General features: G+C 38.1%; 16 protein-coding genes. 10 read left to right on the top strand and 6 right to left on the bottom strand.

The window, feature by feature from the left end:
* Positions 1-1,176 carry an iron-containing alcohol dehydrogenase gene (locus MKX47_RS15585; RefSeq protein ID WP_340775954.1) on the top strand — a complete coding sequence of 392 codons (1,176 nt, stop codon included), beginning with the start codon at positions 1-3 and terminating at the stop codon, positions 1,174-1,176.
* A gap of 209 nt (positions 1,177-1,385) precedes the next feature.
* Here the strand turns inward: MKX47_RS15585 and MKX47_RS15580 are convergent, their stop codons facing one another.
* Entirely contained in the window at positions 1,386-1,913 is a 528-nt protein-coding gene (locus tag MKX47_RS15580; RefSeq protein ID WP_340775953.1) for a DUF5698 domain-containing protein, read from the bottom strand.
* Positions 1,914-2,337: 424 nt separating this feature from the next.
* Between MKX47_RS15580 and MKX47_RS15575 the strand changes: the two genes are divergently transcribed.
* The 6 genes from MKX47_RS15575 (at position 2,338) to MKX47_RS15550 (ending at position 9,951) form a co-directional block, all read left to right on the top strand.
* On the top strand, positions 2,338-4,926 hold the full coding sequence (locus MKX47_RS15575; RefSeq protein WP_340775949.1) for a cation-translocating P-type ATPase: 2,589 nt from the start codon (positions 2,338-2,340) through the stop codon (positions 4,924-4,926).
* A gap of 68 nt (positions 4,927-4,994) precedes the next feature.
* Positions 4,995-5,267, top strand: a complete 273-nt coding sequence (locus MKX47_RS15570; protein WP_340775947.1) for a YqhV family protein — start codon at positions 4,995-4,997, stop codon at positions 5,265-5,267.
* Positions 5,268-5,445: 178 nt separating this feature from the next.
* Positions 5,446-6,603 carry a tryptophan synthase subunit beta gene (trpB, locus tag MKX47_RS15565; protein ID WP_340775944.1) on the top strand — a complete coding sequence of 386 codons (1,158 nt, stop codon included), beginning with the start codon at positions 5,446-5,448 and terminating at the stop codon, positions 6,601-6,603.
* 255 nt (positions 6,604-6,858) lie between these two features.
* On the top strand, positions 6,859-8,322 hold the full coding sequence (locus MKX47_RS15560) for a DUF7309 domain-containing protein (protein ID WP_340775942.1): 1,464 nt from the start codon (positions 6,859-6,861) through the stop codon (positions 8,320-8,322).
* A 78-nt stretch (positions 8,323-8,400) separates the two neighbouring features.
* Positions 8,401-9,630, top strand: a complete 1,230-nt coding sequence (locus MKX47_RS15555) for a plasmid pRiA4b ORF-3 family protein (protein WP_340775941.1) — start codon at positions 8,401-8,403, stop codon at positions 9,628-9,630.
* A gap of 18 nt (positions 9,631-9,648) precedes the next feature.
* Positions 9,649-9,951 carry an excinuclease gene (locus tag MKX47_RS15550; protein WP_340775938.1) on the top strand — a complete coding sequence of 101 codons (303 nt, stop codon included), beginning with the start codon at positions 9,649-9,651 and terminating at the stop codon, positions 9,949-9,951.
* A gap of 279 nt (positions 9,952-10,230) precedes the next feature.
* Here MKX47_RS15550 and MKX47_RS15545 read toward each other — a convergent pair whose 3' ends face one another.
* Both MKX47_RS15545 and MKX47_RS15540 read right to left on the bottom strand, forming a co-directional pair.
* Positions 10,231-10,755: a PepSY domain-containing protein gene (locus tag MKX47_RS15545; protein WP_340775934.1), complete on the bottom strand. Its 525-nt coding sequence runs from the start codon at positions 10,753-10,755 to the stop codon at positions 10,231-10,233.
* 346 nt (positions 10,756-11,101) lie between these two features.
* Positions 11,102-11,530: a HEAT repeat domain-containing protein gene (locus MKX47_RS15540; protein WP_340775932.1), complete on the bottom strand. Its 429-nt coding sequence runs from the start codon at positions 11,528-11,530 to the stop codon at positions 11,102-11,104.
* 356 nt (positions 11,531-11,886) lie between these two features.
* On the opposite strand from MKX47_RS15540, the gene asnB reads away from it, so the two are divergent.
* The 3 genes from asnB to MKX47_RS15525 all read left to right on the top strand — a co-directional run bounded on the left by asnB (position 11,887) and on the right by MKX47_RS15525 (position 15,848).
* A complete protein-coding gene (asnB, locus tag MKX47_RS15535) occupies positions 11,887-13,737 on the top strand; it encodes an asparagine synthase (glutamine-hydrolyzing) (RefSeq protein WP_340775930.1) in 1,851 nt (616 codons plus the stop codon).
* Positions 13,738-13,942: 205 nt separating this feature from the next.
* Complete coding sequence (locus tag MKX47_RS15530; RefSeq protein ID WP_340775928.1) at positions 13,943-14,623, top strand: response regulator transcription factor; 681 nt, start codon at positions 13,943-13,945, stop codon at positions 14,621-14,623.
* Positions 14,613-15,848 (top strand): sensor histidine kinase, encoded by a 1,236-nt coding sequence (locus MKX47_RS15525; protein WP_340775926.1) that lies wholly within the window; start codon positions 14,613-14,615, stop codon positions 15,846-15,848. The genes MKX47_RS15530 and MKX47_RS15525 overlap by 11 nt, the downstream gene beginning before the upstream one ends.
* 51 nt (positions 15,849-15,899) lie before the next feature.
* Here the strand turns inward: MKX47_RS15525 and MKX47_RS15520 are convergent, their stop codons facing one another.
* From MKX47_RS15520 to MKX47_RS15510, 3 genes are read right to left on the bottom strand one after another with little or no spacing between them, the layout of a single operon-like run.
* Entirely contained in the window at positions 15,900-16,460 is a 561-nt protein-coding gene (locus MKX47_RS15520; protein ID WP_340775920.1) for a ferric reductase-like transmembrane domain-containing protein, read from the bottom strand.
* Positions 16,450-17,358 (bottom strand): FAD:protein FMN transferase, encoded by a 909-nt coding sequence (locus MKX47_RS15515; RefSeq protein WP_340775919.1) that lies wholly within the window; start codon positions 17,356-17,358, stop codon positions 16,450-16,452. Before MKX47_RS15515 ends, MKX47_RS15520 begins: the two co-directional genes overlap by 11 nt.
* 14 nt (positions 17,359-17,372) lie before the next feature.
* A complete protein-coding gene (locus tag MKX47_RS15510) occupies positions 17,373-17,627 on the bottom strand; it encodes a hypothetical protein (protein ID WP_340775916.1) in 255 nt (84 codons plus the stop codon).
* Positions 17,628-17,638: the final 11 nt, after the last annotated feature.

The raw sequence follows: 17,638 nt of genomic DNA, 5'->3' as shown, positions 1-17,638 counted from the left end.
ATGGCTGAAAAAATTACATTCGCGCCCATTAGCTACACTGGCTGGGGTTCACTCGCGCATTTATTAGATGAAGTACAACGCTTTGAAGCAAAAAAAGTATTAGTTGTAACTGATCCTTTTTTAAAAGATATTGGTATGACTAATAAAGTTGTAACACCTTTAAATGAAGCTGGAATTGAAGTTGAAGTATATACAGAGGTAGTACCTGAGCCGCCATTAGCTGTTGGAGAAAAGCTTGTTTCTTATACACGTGAAAATGCATTTGATTTAGTAATCGGCTTAGGGGGGGGGAGTGCGCTAGATTTAGCTAAGCTTGCAGGTACACTTGCAACACATGAAGGAAATGTAGCGGATTATTTAAACTTAACAGGCTCAAAAAAAGTTTCTAAAAAAGGCTTACCAACGATCTTGATTACAACAACATCAGGCACAGGCTCAGAGATTACGAATATTTCTGTACTGTCACTGGAAACAACAAAAGATGTCGTTGCACATGACTATTTACTAGCAGATGTAGCGATTGTTGATCCGGAGTTAACGATTTCTGTACCACCAAAAGTAACGGCTGCAACAGGAGTAGATGCATTGACACACGCAGTGGAGGCATATATTTCAAAAAATGCTAGCCCTGTTTCGGATGCATTAGCTTTACAGGCAATTCGTTTAATTAGTGGCTCGTTACGCACTGCAGTATTTGAAGGCACAAACAAACAAGCTCGTACAGATATGAGCTATGGAAGTTATTTAGCGGGTCTTGCCTTTTTCAATGCAGGGGTAGCAGGTGTACATGCATTGGCATATCCACTTGGAGGACAGTTCCATATCGCGCATGGGGATTCGAATGCAGTATTGCTTCCATATGTGATGGGCTATATTCGAAATAGCTGTGAAAAGCGTATGAAGGATATATATGATGCAATGGGCTTCAGCTCAGCGAATTTATCGCAGGAGGAAGCTTCGTATAAATGTGTGGCTGAACTTAAACGTTTAGTGGAGGACGTCAATATTCCATCTACATTAAAAGGGTTTAATATTACAGAGGATGCGTTAGAGAGCTTAACTAACGATGCGATAGAGCAAAAGCGTATTTTAGCCCGCAGTCCATTACCATTATTAAAAGAGGACATCGCAAAAATTTATCGTGCAGCCTTTGACGGAGAAATTGTTCAGCCTTAACTAAAATGACTGCATGAATAGGTTTTTTCATTTCGAACATACATTGTAACTAATCTATTTCTTATTTAAAGAAAGCGGTCAAACATATTAAAAGCGGATTGACAAAAAGAAAAATGAAAAATTCTTTTATGTGAACTCGCTTTTTTTATAATGTTTAAGGGAGAAAAAAACCTAGTGCAACGATGGGCTCTAGGTTTCTGAAAAACTGATCATTTATGTTTTTTATGCTGCTTCATCCGTTTGACCAAAAAACCACCCTTGAACGACTTTGGCTCATAGGAAATAATAAAGGCATTCGGTTCATGGTGTTCGATGAGCATAAATAATTCCTTTTCGCGATTCCGTTTCGTTAAGATTTCGTATTTATAACGCTGACTGTCGCGTCCTTCGCCAATATAAGTAGTGACTGCAAAGCCTTCTTCACGAATAATTTTAATCAATTGCTCATTACGACTTTGCGTATTAATCGTTACGTAAATATAGCCAATCGCCAGCTTTTGCTCGATGCGCGTCCCAATAATAATTCCGATACCAAACCCGACCGCGTAAACGACCATCGCAAGAAGTCCTTGATCCCCATTGAATACGAGTGAAAGACCAAATACATAAATGAGCATTTCCACAATTCCAATAAGAGCTGCGAGCATCGTAATATTTTTAACTAGGAATATCGTGCGCAGTGTAAATAGCGGGACATATACAAGTTGTAGCAGTAGAATAAGTAAAATTTCCTTCAATAGAATCGAATCCTTTTCAAGAGATTTTGCACATAAAGGTGAAATTTTGCATTGTGTGCATTATATTATTTCTATATAGACTATATACCCTAATTCCCCTCATTTTAACGATTAACTTTTCAACTCGCCCATCATTATTAGTTCCATCAAATATCGGAAGCTTTAATTCATTCACAATTTTTCCAACCCTTAATAAATTCGGCTTTCCCTATACTATTAACGCAAAAGGAAATAAAACTATTTATAAATGTCGATTAACGTTTTTTAATGAACAGCATATAGTAGTCCGCACTTTCTTAAATATTTTCTTTTTCAATCTATTCATTTTAACAACTATACTCTCATACAGTGGTGTTGTGAGAGTTCGCATTTGTAAGGACCTGCGCTATTTTACAATAGTCAATAAACTCGAAGGAGGCTTCTCGTGAATTTAACAGAATCTTACCGAGCATCCATACAAGAGGTAATGAGACAGTTAGATGTAACGCAACAAGGATTAACAGATTACGAAGTTCGTTCTCGACATAAAAAGTATGGCTATAACGAGCTGAAAGAAGGTAAACAGAAAAATATTATTCATGTTTTATTGGAGCAATTTCAGGATTTTTTAGTCCTCATTTTAATTGCTGCTGCACTAATTTCTATCTTTCTTGGAGATGTAGGAAGCTCCTTCGTCATTTTAGTCGTAATTGCTTTAAATGCCATTTTGGGAACGGTTCAGCATGTACGAGCAGAAAAATCGTTAAACAGTTTAAAAGCAATGTCGGCACCCGTCTCCAAAGTAAAGCGTGGCGGAGAAATTGTTGAAATACCATCAAGAGAAGTGGTTGTTGGGGACCTGCTCATTTTAGAAACGGGGGATTTTATTAGTGCAGATGGTCGGATAATTGAAAGCCATAGTCTGCAATTAAACGAAAGCTCATTAACAGGCGAATCCTTAGCAATCGATAAAAACGCCAATTCCATTCAGGAAACGGATATTGCACTTGGGGATAAGAGGAATATGGTTTTCTCAGGTAGCTTTGTAACGAGTGGTCGTGGACAAGCGATCGTTACCTCTATCGGAATGAGCACTGAGATTGGGAAAATTGCGAACTTACTGGAGAATGCGCAAGAGAAAAAAACGCCCTTACAAGTCAGTCTGGACCGTTTTGGAAAACGTCTGGCACTTGGCATTATTATCATTTGCCTTATTATATTTGGGTTGGATCTTATTCGCGGTCGCGAGTTAGTGGATTCCTTTATGTTCGCTGTTTCACTAGCTGTTGCAGCGATTCCAGAAGCACTCAGCTCGATTGTGACCATTGTTCTTGCTGTGGGAACTCAAAATATGGCAAAGGAAAATGCCATTATTCGCAAACTGTATGCCGTAGAAAGTTTGGGGAGTGTGTCAATTATCTGTTCAGATAAGACGGGCACATTGACTCAAAATAAAATGACGGTTCAAGAGCTGTATATAGAAGAACAGGTTTTACCTTCTAATCAGCTACAATTGGAAAATCCACAACACAAAAAATTACTCAATTTCGCAATGCTCTGCAATGATTCCGTTATTGTCGAGGACAAGCAAATGGGTGATCCTACAGAATTAGCATTGGTAAAATTAGGGCGCACATTTCATTTAAATGAGCAGGTGCTACGTGGTTTGCATCATCGCGTTGGCGAAATTCCTTTTGATTCTACTCGAAAATTAATGAGTACACTGAACCAGATAGGAAATCATTCCGTGATGATTACAAAAGGGGCAGTGGACGTACTTCTCCCACGTATTAGCCGAATCGATTCAAGTGATCGTTCAGCGATTACGAAGCAGCAACTGGAAAGAATTAAACAGGTCAATCAAGACTTTTCGAATGCGGGGTTACGGGTAATTGCTATTACGTACAAAGATGTCTTTTCTTCTACGATAAGTGAAAAGGATGAGCAGGATTTAATATTTATCGGTTTAATTGCGATGATGGATCCACCTCGTGAAGAATCTGCTCAGGCAGTTGCGGATTGTATCAAGGCAGGTATCAAGCCTGTCATGATTACAGGGGATCATAAAATTACAGCAGTAGCGATCGCGAAGCAAATTGGTATTTTAAAGGACCCTACTGAAGCGATTGAAGGGACGGAAATTGAAAAGCTTTCGGATAGAGAATTGAAGGTGCTCGTAGAAAAATATTCTGTTTATGCGCGTGTCACACCGGAGCATAAAATTCGTATTGTCAAAGCTTGGCAAGAAAAAGGACATGTTGTGGCAATGACGGGAGATGGTGTAAATGATGCCCCGGCATTAAAACAAGCTGAGATTGGTGTCGCAATGGGCAAATCAGGAACAGAAGTGGCAAAGGATGCTTCAGCGATGATATTAACTGATGATAATTTTTCTACCATAGTTAAATCCATCTCAAATGGCCGAAGTATTTATGCAAATATTAAAAACGCGATTAAGTTTTTATTATCTGGAAACGCCGGCGCGATTATTGTCGTGCTATATGCAACACTATTTGCGTTACCCGCGCCGTTTTTACCGATTCATCTATTATTTATCAATTTATTAACCGATAGTTTACCTGCGATTGCCATTGGTTTGGAGCCACATAATAAAAAGCTCATGAAGGACAAGCCGCGAAACATTAATGAGCCACTTTTAAATAAATCCTTTGTTTCCCAAATAGGATTTGAAGGTGCGGTTATTGGGGCAGTGACGATTATCGCATTTCATATTGGGCTATCGTCAGGAGACACAGGAGTAGCGACAACGATGGCATTTGCCACATTATGTTTATCTAGGCTTATACATGGATTTAATTGTCGCTCGGAGGAATCTCTTTTGAAGCTTGGTATTTTCTCTAATTTGTCCGTTTGGATCGCCTTTTTAATCGGATTTTCATTGCTTAACTTCGTGCTAATTACCGGGTTTTTTGAAGTTGCAGATTTGAACGACTTCCAATATTTAACGATTTATGGTTTATCATTGGTTCCGCTTATTATGATCCAGCTGGAGAAGTTACTTACGAAGGTTTAGGTGGGGGATGACCTTACTTGAAAATTCTTGACGTTTTAGTATGAAAGGTATAACTACTATCGGGGGATGTGGAAGTTATTGAAACGGCACTTCTGTTAATCATTTTACTCAGACTTTTTTCAGGAAGTATAGATTTAGCGGCGGCTGCATTAATGTTTAAGTTCAATGATTTAGAAAAGGCCTTTTATATCAATACGTTACTTGCTTTGGTGGGCCCCGTTGTATTAATTGTTACGACGGGCATCGCGTTATTTGGTTTAGCGGAAAAAATTTCACTTCTAAGAATGGTTTGTCTATTTTCGGGGATTGGCCTTATTCTTTTTAGTTTGAGAGCTCAGTGAGTAATGTAAAACCGAAACTTCGTATTGACGAAAATTCCTCGCTTCTTTACACTAGGATGTAACGAATTAGATTCGAAAAAGCTTGAAGGTTTACAGGAGTGTAGACCGGCTTCTCGTATGAATCGTTATGAAAAGTGGAGTAGCTGTAATTACTCAGCTAAGTTTAGGAGGAGTTTAGATGGAGACAAAAGTTAAAAAAGGTTATTTTGGTGAATTTGGTGGAAGCTTTGTACCACCTGAATTACAAAAGGTACTTGATATATTAGAGGATAATTTCGAGAAATATAAGGACGATCCTGAATTTAATGCGGAGCTAAATTATTATTTTGAAGAATATGTTGGACGTAAATCACCACTCTATTTTGCCGAAAATTTAACGAAGCAATTAGGTGGTGCGAAAATTTATTTGAAGCGTGAAGATTTGAATCACACAGGCTCTCATAAAATTAATAATGTACTTGGTCAAATTTTGCTAGCGAAGCGCATGGGTGCCAAGCGTGTCATTGCCGAAACAGGAGCAGGGCAGCATGGCGTTGCGACGGCTACGGTTTGTGCGATGTTTGGTATGGATTGCACAATTTATATGGGTGCTGAGGATACGAAGCGCCAAGAATTAAATGTGTTCCGTATGGAGTTATTAGGTGCGAAAGTTGTCGCAGTTGATAAAGGACAGGCACGTTTAAAGGATGCGGTCGATGAAGCATTTGCGGATCTTGTAGAAAACTATGACCATACATTTTATTTACTTGGCTCAGCGGTAGGACCACATCCATTCCCAACGATGGTGAAGCATTTCCAATCGGTTATTAGCCGTGAATCGAAAGAGCAGCATTTACAAAAAGAAGGTAAGCTACCAACAGCGGTATTAGCATGCTGCGGTGGAGGTAGTAATGCGATTGGCTCATTTGCAGAATATATTGATGAAAAAGAAGTTCGCTTAATTGGTGTCGAACCCGATAAAGCAGCAACAATGGCGCATGGTACGCCAGGAGATTTACATGGTTTCCGCTGTCTTGTCCTACAAGATGAGGCAGGTAACCCACTTCCTACGTACTCAATCGCTGCAGGTTTAGATTATCCGGGTGTTGGCCCAGAGCATAGTCATTTGAAAACAACAGGTCGCGCGGAATATGTGACGGTTTCGAATGAGGAAGTGCTAGAAGGCTTCAAAACATTATCGCGTGTAGAGGGGATTATTCCTGCACTTGAATCTTCTCATGCAGTCGCGCATGCACTGAAATTTGCACCCACTTTATCAAAAGAGGATTCGATTATTGTCAATATTTCAGGTCGTGGCGATAAAGACGTAGCGCAAGTATATGAGATGCTGAAGTAAGCACTAGTTTAAAATATAGAAAACCAAAAGCTCTATTCAAAAGAGCGATGGTTTGATCCCCCTTTAAGGAGAAAATGTCTAACATTATTCTTAAAGGGGATTTTTTTATGCCAAGTAGCTTTGTAATGAAGGGCAGTTATTATACAATAAAGGTAAATTCAAAGTAGAAGGCACAGCGATGGTAGCTTTTATCGAGCAAGCAGCAGTTGTATTTGGACTAGTTGAGAGAATAAATAATATGAAAAGAGTGAATGTATGTATCAAATTTATGTAGAAAGTGTCAAAAATCCACAGGTATATCGCGTGTTTCAGGTGTTTCCAGAGCAAACATTATTTGATTTGGAGTTTGTAATAGCGGCAGGCTTTGATGAATTGGACACTTTGGATTCGAGATTTGAAGTACAGTTGAAAAATGGTCAGCCTATAAATAAGATCATTTATACATTTCCAGAAGAAGACAAGGATTTGAATAGCGGAGAGGAGCTTTTAGAGGAGTGGCTTGTGCAGCCAGGCGATCAGCTCTTGTATTGTGCTAAAAATAAATTCGAAGCAAAAGTTCGACTAGAGAAAATTTTGGAGGAGCGTTTGGAGTTTGAGGTATGCATTGCAGGACAAGGCTCGCTGCAATCACCACGCAAAAAAAATGTGGATTTAGAAGAGTTGAATTTGAATTTGAGTTTAAAGCAAGTAATGAGGGATTTGGCTTTTGAAGAGATTGACAACTATATGGACCCCGATTATGAGACATTATTACAGCTGTCAAATGCATTCAATAAGATGAAGCCTTGGACGTTTTTCAATAATGAGGATATTATCGCAATCGAACTGGAGAAGTATGAGGAAGTATTTTATGTTTCGGTAATGGGCGCGGCTCATCAAGAATTTGGCTTAATGATTTATGATGAAGAAAATGGCTATGAATTATTAGCTGATATTTTGTATGGAAAGCAGCTTGCTGAGGACTTCCATTTGGATTTAAGTGGCTTGACGGTAAATTTTGTAGACCGCGCAGAGTTAGAGCAGGAGGATTACCAGCTAATTAAAGATTGCGGTATGACCTTCCGAGGAAAAAATAAATGGATTCAGTTCCGCTCCTATGAACCTGGCGTCTTTCCAAGGATTCCAGCTTTTAGTGACGTAGAGCTGTTAAAAACAATCGTACAAGCAATGATTCAAGTAACACAAAAACGGATGCAGGGCTGGCATTATCCAGTTGTTCCGATGCATACGTATCCAGCATTTAAGATTTCTGAATTTGGGACGATTAGTCAAGAATATATAATGGAAGTGAATCCGCCAGCTAAAGGTGAGATAGAAATCGAAATTACGGATATCGAGCGCGCACAATTTAAGCGAAAGCCAAAAGTGGCGCTCCAGCTTGAATTTGATTTATTTTACTTACCTCATGTCGTGCCTTCTGATGAGGATGAAAATCGTCTCATCTACCCTGTTGTGTGCGTCGCATTCGATCGAACAACAGGAGAAGCTTTGTCCCATGATATTCTGCCATTTCCCAAATTTGAATTTATTCAGCAGCAAATGTTTTGGGGGCTGTTAAAGGAAATGCCGGTTCGTCCAAATAAGGTTTATGTGAATAAGGGAACAAAAGAAGTTTTAGCACAATTGGCCAAATCAATTGGTGTAGAGCTCGTAATGAGTGAATTACCGAATGTGCAGAATTTCAAGAAGTTTATGGCTAATACCCCGCCGATTGACTGAGGAAATTCGGTAGTTAATCGATGTATGTCCTAACAATATTAAAAAACATGGCACTATAAACGAAGGGAGCTATGACCCATGCAAACCAATCCACTACAAGTAACACTAGATGATCCGACTACGATCGTTGCGGATTTTTCTGTTTTTCTAAATTATTTAAAGCAGCAGCCGGTAAAACTAACGAAAACAAAACAACAGCTTGGTAGAAAGGATTTACGAGCCTTATATGAGCTGTTACCGAATCTTGGACTAGAGGTGGGTGAAAAAAGCACTCAAAGCTATTATCCAGTCATTAATTTATTTGTGGAGCTAGCACTTAAGCTAGAATTAATCAATCAAACCTATAAAGGAAGTACATGCGCATTTGTCGTTGCAGATGAACAATTACAAGTCTTTGAAAAGCTGACAGCAACGGAGCAATATGCCACGCTATTAAAATGCTTTTGGCTAGAAGCGGATTGGGAAACATTGCAAGGGGCGCTTTATGCAAGCCCACCTTTAAATATAGCAGCTCTTTTTGACCATTTGACCCGCTTACCCGTCAATGAAAAAATCCTGCTGCATAAGGACCAGCATATGGCGCATTTACTTGCATCGTACGGGCATTTCCTGCTCTATTTCCAATACTTTGGTTTTTGGGACGTTAAATTAAACAGTGAGCTCGAGCCTAAAACAAAGGTGCAAGCGACTACGATTGTCGTAAAGCCATTTTTAAAGCCACTGATTCCCATTTTACGAAGCAGCTTTGATAATCAGATGAGTGTGCATTCTTTTGATTTTTTGAGCTTATTTGCATCGCATTTAGCAGAAGGGGATCAATCCTTTACAAGTGAGGCGGAGTTTGTTGCTGCGCTAAAGCCACTGTTTGCAGAGGGACAGCTTGATAAGGTGCTTGAGAAAAAAGAACCGGTTATGCTGAAGGGTGAATATTTATTTAAGGTGGCTCTTTCAGGAAGTTGTTGGCGAACAATTGCACTTCAGGATTCGCATACTTTGCTGGAGCTACATAAATGGATTCAAGAAGCGTTTGATTTTTCGGACGACCATTTGTATGCGTTCTATATGGACAACCAGCCTTTCAGCTCAAATTGCTTTAATTCACCATATGATGATGAAGGACCATTTGTAAATGAGGTAACAATTGGAGAACTTTACTTACGCGAAGGCCAGCAGTTCATGTATTTATTTGATTTTGGTGATGAATGGACATTTAGCGTAACGGTTCAAAAAATTAATGAAGGTATTGACGCTGTTGAATCTGGCATCCGTGAAAAAAAGGGTGAATCGCCAGAACAGTATGGTTGGTAGTGAGAAGGAGCAAATTTGATGAACACACGATACAAAATTACACGTCTTGATCAAGAAGGGAATCCAACGTTAAGCCTGGAGGAATGCCAAAGCTTCTTTGTGAAAAAATCAGATTTCGAGTACCAAGATTCCTTTGGTGCAAGTCAAGACGGTGTGCATATGAAGATTAAGGGTCACTTTTTCATGTGGCAACTAGAAAATATTAAAATTCCGTTTCGTTTCTTTGAAGGTGAGCTATACGTAGCAGTTTCACATCCGATTGTTTTGGAAAAAACGATGGAAATTGCGCGTTTATTAGAAGCGAATTATATTGAAGGGTAATTAGAAGGTGGAAAGATGTCAAAACAAGAGCAATGCCCTGTCTGCTACAATTACATCGAATTTGAAGATGGTGTAGCATATTGTTTCATGTGCGATGCTGTGTTCAATGAAACAGAGGATGGACTAGAGAGCGAATTACTAGATTCTATTAATAATCAGCCATGAAGAGAGGCCGTACAATCTACTAGGTTGTACGGCTTTATTCATCTTGCTCATTTTTTTAACACCACATAAGAAAACACATTTCACGTTTAGTTTGGCGAAATGTGTTTTCATTACTTAATCATCCATTTCATCTTTTTCAAATTTGAGAATTTTCCCAGATAGCGCGTCGATGTCAAATTCATACTCATAGGCGCCATTTTCGACCTCGATTTCATAAATTACGCGATTATTTTCATTTTCTAAGGCTACTTTTACGACTGTGCCATTTGCTTTTTTCAGAGCAATTTTTTCAGCAGCTGCCGGTGTGATAAATTTTTTATTAAATGCAATTACATCATCGTCATCTAAATTATCTAGGTCGTCTTTTTCCTTCTTTAGGATTTTTCCTGATGTTGCATCAATGATTAGATCAAATTCAAAGCCCTTTGATTGAACCTCCACCTCATAAATACCACCCGTATATTTGCGCTTTAATTCAATATCTGTCACATTTCCGCCAACTGCCTTGACTGCAATCGTTCTCGCCTTTTCCATTGTGATGAATCCTTTAGGAGCTGCTTCGACTGGATTGTCAGTTAGCGCAATACTACCAAGTGCAAGTGCCCCAGCCAATGCCGGAATTAAAATTACTTTTTTCATTTTGAATAGCCTCCTTTTGTTGATACTACTAGTGTAAACGAAGAAAATGAGAGAATACTGTAAAAATTATTAAAATTTGATGAGAAAAAGGATATTTTTGGGGGTTCGCAAATATATGTTGAAAATCGCAAATATCTTCAATATTTCGCAAATATAAACTGGAAATCGCAAATAAAATCAAAAAGTCGCAAATATATCTCTATTAGCACAAAGTAGAGTTTGCCTCCAGCCCACTCATCAAATCATGAGTTGGAAAAAATCAACCCTATGTTCAGCGATAAACCTAAAAAAACCATCCCCCCTATAAGTGGAGAGAATGGTTTTCGTAAATCCTATTAAGTTCGAATTACAGCTTCGCCCAACGTTCCTCAAGCCAAGTCATAAATTGCTCACCTTTATCGCCTTCATAGGCATCAAATACATCTAAGCGCATACGTTTTAGCTTGTCAGCAAAATCTGCCACGCTATGCTCCTTAGGCAAACTTTTTTTCACACGTAAGAAAATCTTGTCCGTGCCTTTAATGATATCAAAACGTGCGGGTTTAGGCTTATCTACATTTTCGCCAAATGCTACGAGCGCATTGTAAGCGGCTGTTTGTACGTTGTATACTGTATCATTTTTCATGCGGTGAGTTAATAAATCAATCACCTTTTCGTGTTGATAAGCAGATAGCGTCTCAACTGCGGCTAAACGCTCGCGCCAGCTTGATGTATAATTCGCCTGTTTCTTTAATGCTTCATATTGTTCTGGTAATTCTTTTTTAAACGATTTCAAATGTGTGCACCTCTTTTTTCAACTAGAGGAAAAATAGAATTCTTCTTCTGATTTTTTCATTATACGTTGTAATGGGGGAAAAAGCGATTTATTAAGAAGTAAGGTGGTTTTTACTAAGAGCTATTAAATCGCGCCGTTCTATTTTAGTGATCATTCTTAAAAAGTTACTATTCATAACGGGTCTAACACCTTAAATTTCAGTCTTATTTCATTTTCAAGCGCTATAGTAGTAATTTGATCATACTTAGTACTTATGATTACCTACTATAAAATTTATTTGTACTGAAAGCTTGATATGAATGGATTTCTCGATTATAAAAGGAAATTTTATACACGAAACTTATGAGGTGAAAAGAATGTGCGGATTTATTGGCTATATTAATGGAACAAATAAGATTGACCATCATCAAACAATAGAACGGATGATGAATACGATTATCCACCGTGGACCGGACAGTGGAGGTATTTATACAGATGATAAAGTAACATTAGGTTTCCGTCGATTAAGTATTATTGATTTATCTGATGCGGCAAACCAGCCTATGTACAGCGCTGATGGCAATATCGTCCTTGTCTTTAACGGAGAAATTTTCAACTTTCAAGAATTACGCGCAGACCTTGTAGCGAGGGGCTATTCGTTTACAACCCAATCAGACAGTGAAGTTTTAATTTATGGATATATCGAATTTGGTGTCGAATTTGTCAAGCAGCTTCGAGGGATGTTCGCGTTTTGTGTTTGGGATAAAAAGAAAGATTTACAGTTTATTGCTCGGGATGGCTTTGGCATTAAGCCACTGTATTATACGAGTTATACATATGATCAAACCTTCATTTTCGGCTCAGAGATTAAATCATTTTTACCTCATCCCTCGTTCATTAAAGAATTAAATAAAGAGGCATTACGACCCTATTTAACGTTTCAGTACAATTCAATGGATGAAACTTTTTTTAAAGGGGTATATAAATTACCGCCAGCACACTATATGGTCATCCAAAATGGAAAGAAGAATATTGTACAATATTGGAATAAAAAATTCGATGCCCAAGAAGCGCCTCTCGAAAAGTATGTAGAAGAAATTCGTGAAACAATGAGAAACTCTGTAAAAGCACATAAAATTAGTGATGTGAAGGTGGGGTCTTTTCTATCAGGTGGAGTAGATTCCAGTTATATTACGGCATTACTACGTCCAGATAAATCATTCTCAGTTGGATTTTTGGACTATGAAGAAATGTTCGACGAGACAAGCTTAGCAAAAGATTTATCAAACACGTTAGATGTTCAAAACGAACGAAAATATATTACGGCAGATGAATGCTTTGAGGCATTACCTAAAATTCAATGGCATATGGATGAGCCACAATCCAATTTATCGTCTTTGCCACTTTATTTTTTGTCACAATTAGCAGCAAAGGATGTAACAGTTGTTCTTTCAGGCGAGGGAGCAGATGAAGTTTTTGGTGGCTACTCCTGGTACCAAAGCTCAAATAAAATGCGACAATATGAAAAAGTACCATTTAGTGTACGTAAAGCATTAGGCAGTGTAGCAGAAATGTTTCCAAAAAATCGCTATACACAATTTCTAATAAAAGGTGGTCAAACAGTTGAACAGCGTTTCATCGGTCATGCTATCGTTTGGGAAGAACAGGATGCCTTAAAAGTTTTAAAGCCGGACTATCAAAATGGCCCCTCAGTTAATTCTATTACAAAACGTATTTATGATGAAATACCGAGTGGTGATGATGTCACAAAAATGCAATATTTAGATTTTCACCTGTGGATGCCAGGTGATATTTTACTAAAGGCTGATAAAATGAGTATGGCACATTCAATTGAATTACGTGTACCATTTTTAGATAAAGAAGTAATGGAGCTTGCGAAAAAAATACCGTCTAATTATCGAGTGAACACGACAAATACAAAATACGCCCTTCGACAAGCATCGTATCAGGAGTTGCCAGAGGAATGGGTAAAGCGACCAAAACTTGGGTTCCCTGTCCCTATTCGTCACTGGCTACGTGAGGAGAAGTATTATAAGTTAGTGAAAGAACTATTTAACGAGGATTTTGCAAAGGAATTCTTCGATACAGATCAATTAGTCGGTTATTTAGATGAACATTTTGAAGGCAAAGCAAATCGTGGCCGCTATATTTGGACAGTGTACGTATATCTTGTTTGGTATAAGTGCTTCTTTGTTGAGATGGAATGATGATTAAAAGGTATTCGCGAGTTCATCGTTGAGTACCTTATCTTTTTCAACCAAATTTATGACATCTGATTGAACCTGCTTAGCTTTGCGAAAATGGTTTGGCTGCCTAGTACATGTTATGATTTGAAATAGGCAAGAAACGCTCCATTCGCTTATTTTCCGTTTGCCAACGTACAGTAGATAGCCTAGATGAGGAGGAAATACTTTGAAAATATTACTAGCAGAAGATGATGCACGCTTAAGAAAAAATATCGGCTATATTTTAAATAAGGATTTTCACCATGTAGTCGAGGTGAATAATGGACAAGATGCGCTAGATAACGCGATTGCTGAATGGTATGATTTGCTTATTTTGGACTGGATGATGCCAAGTTTATCTGGTATTGAAGTGTGTCAGCAATTGCGTAACGCGGGCTTTAGTGGTGGTATATTAATGCTAACCGCAAAAGACGATACGGCTGATGTCATTCAAGGGTTAGATAGCGGTGCAGATGATTACTTAGTCAAGCCTTTTAAAATGGAAGAGCTTTTGGCCAGAATTCGATCTGTATTACGAAGAAAAGAGAAGGCAATCGAGCAAATCATCGAAGTAGAACAGCTACAGCTCCATATAGATTCCCGTTCTGTCATGCGCAATAATGTAGAAATTAAATTAACGAAAAATGAATTTTTGCTTTTGGAATATTTATTCCTCAATAAAGGGCGTGTGCTAACAAGAGAGCAAATTTGTACGTATATTTGGGGCTATGAGTATGATGTTTCCAATAACTCTTTAGATGCACTTGTAAAACTTGTTCGAAAAAAGGTAGATGCTAGCCAAGATAAATCGTATATTCAAAATGTAAGAGGAATTGGCTATAAACTAAGAGAATGCTATGTTTCATAAAACAAGGATAAAATTATCATTATTATATGCAACATTATTCTTTTTGTTTTTCTCACTCTTCCTCATCATCCTATATGTTTCACTTGTAAATTTGATGAGTAGCCAGCAATTAGATGAACTGGAATCTCTCTACATACAACAAAAGCATGATTTCTATGTATATGGCGGCCAAGAAAAAAGTAGATTAAGCTATGAACCAAATCAAAATTATTTCTATTATATTTATACAAAAAATCAGGAGTTTATTCACGGCGATGAATCGCATAAAGGGCTGAAAAGGCAATTAGAAAAATACTTTGTAGAAAGTGAAGTTACGGAAGATTCTGTGCTTCGTTACGAATGGCAAGAACAGTATTTCCTGCTCTTAAAAAAGCCCATTTACGAACAAGGGGAGGCGGCTGGTTATATTATTTTAGGGAAATCTATTACATCTCAGCAACACTTTTTCCAAAAATCTATTCAGTTATTTATTTTCTTAACTTGTATTTCCACTGTCTTTATTGGTCTGCTTAGTTACTATATGGCGAGGAAAGCGATGATCCCTATTCAATGGTCCTTTGATAAACAACGAAAATTCGTTTCCGATGCCTCTCATGAATTGCGAACACCCCTCAGTATTTTTTATAGCTCACTTGATATATTAGAAACCGGGGAAGCGTCTAATTTAAGCCCATTTGGAAAAGAATTGGTCGATGATATGAAAGACGAGGCTCAATTAATGAAGGAGCTTTTGGAAAAGCTATTGTTTTTAGCTCGACATGATCAGCAGCAAGGGTATCAAAATACAGAAGTTATTCAGCTCTCTAACATGCTCGAACGAATAGGGCATAAATTCCAAAAGGTAATGCCAGCTGAAATTCATTTTACTACAGATATTCAAGAGAATATTGAATTTTTAGGAGATGCAACAAACATACAAGAGCTCCTTTATATTTTATTGGATAATGCTATTTTATACGCGACTAAAGGGAGTATAACGCTTACTCTTTCAAAGGAAAGTCGTTTCATTAAAATTACTGTATCTGATAATGGGGTTGGTATTCCCGAACAGGAATTAACGTTAATCTTTGAACGGTTCTATCGCAGTGATCAGGCTCGTCAAAGTAAAGGGAATGGTTTAGGTCTCTCACTAGCAAAAGCAATTGTCCAACAGCATGATGGTGAAATCTATGCTACAAGTATAGTGGGAGAGGGGACTACATTCCATATCCTATTTCCAATTTGAACTATAAAAGCATCAACTGCTCCTTTTGGAAGAAGTTGATGCTTTTTCTCTTTATATTGAATGATTACTTTTCGAGGCGACACTCTTTTTTTTATTATTTTGGTCGATCATGCGTAGAACAGATAGAATGAGTGTTGAACCTGCTGTTACTACATAAAAGAGTAAGACCAAGAAGTTTTCCGTATCACTCCCTAAATTGATCCCATGAAAAAGAGATAATAGCCATGCAGGTAAAACGAGGAAATGTATATTTTTCCAGATAGAGCGGTTCATTGTTTTAATCCATAAATCCGAGGTCATTAACACGATTAAAAAGCAATAAAATGCAATTGTGCCAATACCAGAAGCAAGGGGCTTATGAGCGGCAGCAAAAGGAATTAACACCTCTACTATGCTATATGGCATATAGCTATCAAACATTAATACAAGGATATGAATAAGTACTGTGAATAAGCCCATCCAGCCCGCACTTTGATGCAGCTGATAAACTAAGTTTTTATGTGATTTTACATAAGAGGTTTTTCTCAGTAGCCCAAAAATAATTGAAATTGTAAAATAAAAATAAGCTAAAAATCCAAATAAACGTGTCCATTCCCATGTGCTATTTAACAATTACTCGCCCCCTTGATGACGCCCAATATCCAGCTTGACCTTCTTTCACAATGAAACGTGCATTTCGTTGGCAATTTTTATTAAACCACCATTGTTGCTCGCTATCATCTAGTAGAAAACAAAGCTTGGCTCCGACCTCTGCATCACATAGTGAGGATGTGACAACCGTTGCTTGGATTACATCTGTTTTAGCAATCTCTCCTGTTTGTCCATTCAATAGATGATACTTTGTCAAATTACCTTGTGTCCAACTTCTATACAACCGATTGGAAGTGGCAATTGCGCCAGTTTTCATTTTGATTTGGCTAATTTCTTTCGTAATATCTGATGGGTTTGCAACACCAATAGTCCAAGTCTTTTCACCGGTAGACCACATTTTCATATCACCGCCACCATCGACAATGCCGTAATCGGGGGCTACTTCTTTTTCAAGCCATTCAGCTAATTTTTCGATGGCATAGCCTTTAGCAAACCCGCCTAAATCAATTTCCTGCGATCCTAGTTTCATGACTTGCTGATTGTCCAAAAATTGAATGGGCGTTTTTGAGCTAACCTGTTCAATGGTAGGTTGATTCTCTGCCACTTCAAAGGGAAATGACTGATTGTAGCCCTGTTGTTCTAGCTGTAGCTTCAAATAAGGGGAGAATAAACCATTGGAAACAAGATAGTATTCATTTGCGAGTTGTAAACAATTGTATAATACTGACTTTAGTCGCAATGTTTCGCCTATTTTTAAGTCATTTAATCGTGCTAATTCATTGTTCGGTTGGAATCTTGACCATTCTTTCGCTACGTATTGTAACCACTTCTCCGCTTGATCTTTCCAATTAGAATGCATCCCTTTTGGAAGAGCGATATAAAAATCGGTATTCATTAATTGAAGGGAAAGTGTATCCATTGCCATCATCTCCACTATGTTCTTTTTGTTTTTCGATCGCTCTTTGTCATAGGTTGATTCGCAACTTCGAATTCAAAATTTGTCCAATCGAGTTGGATCAGCTCTTGTTCTCTCGCGGTTAGCTCTTTTTCTTGCTGCTTCGTCAGCTGAAACTCATTTAAACTAGTTGCTTTTGTTTTCTCAGCGGTGTTTATTTGTGTTAACAGTGCGGCTGATAGTATGAATCCGGATGCTCCGATGATCCACTTTGCTTTTTTAGAATCTTTCATCTTTTAAAACT

The sequence above is a fragment of the Solibacillus sp. FSL R7-0668 genome (assembly GCF_038006205.1).
In the GTDB taxonomy this organism is placed as follows: Bacteria; Bacillota; Bacilli; order Bacillales_A; family Planococcaceae; genus Solibacillus.
The sequence above is the reverse complement of the archived record's forward strand: the minus strand, read 5'-3'. Positions and strand labels throughout refer to the sequence as shown.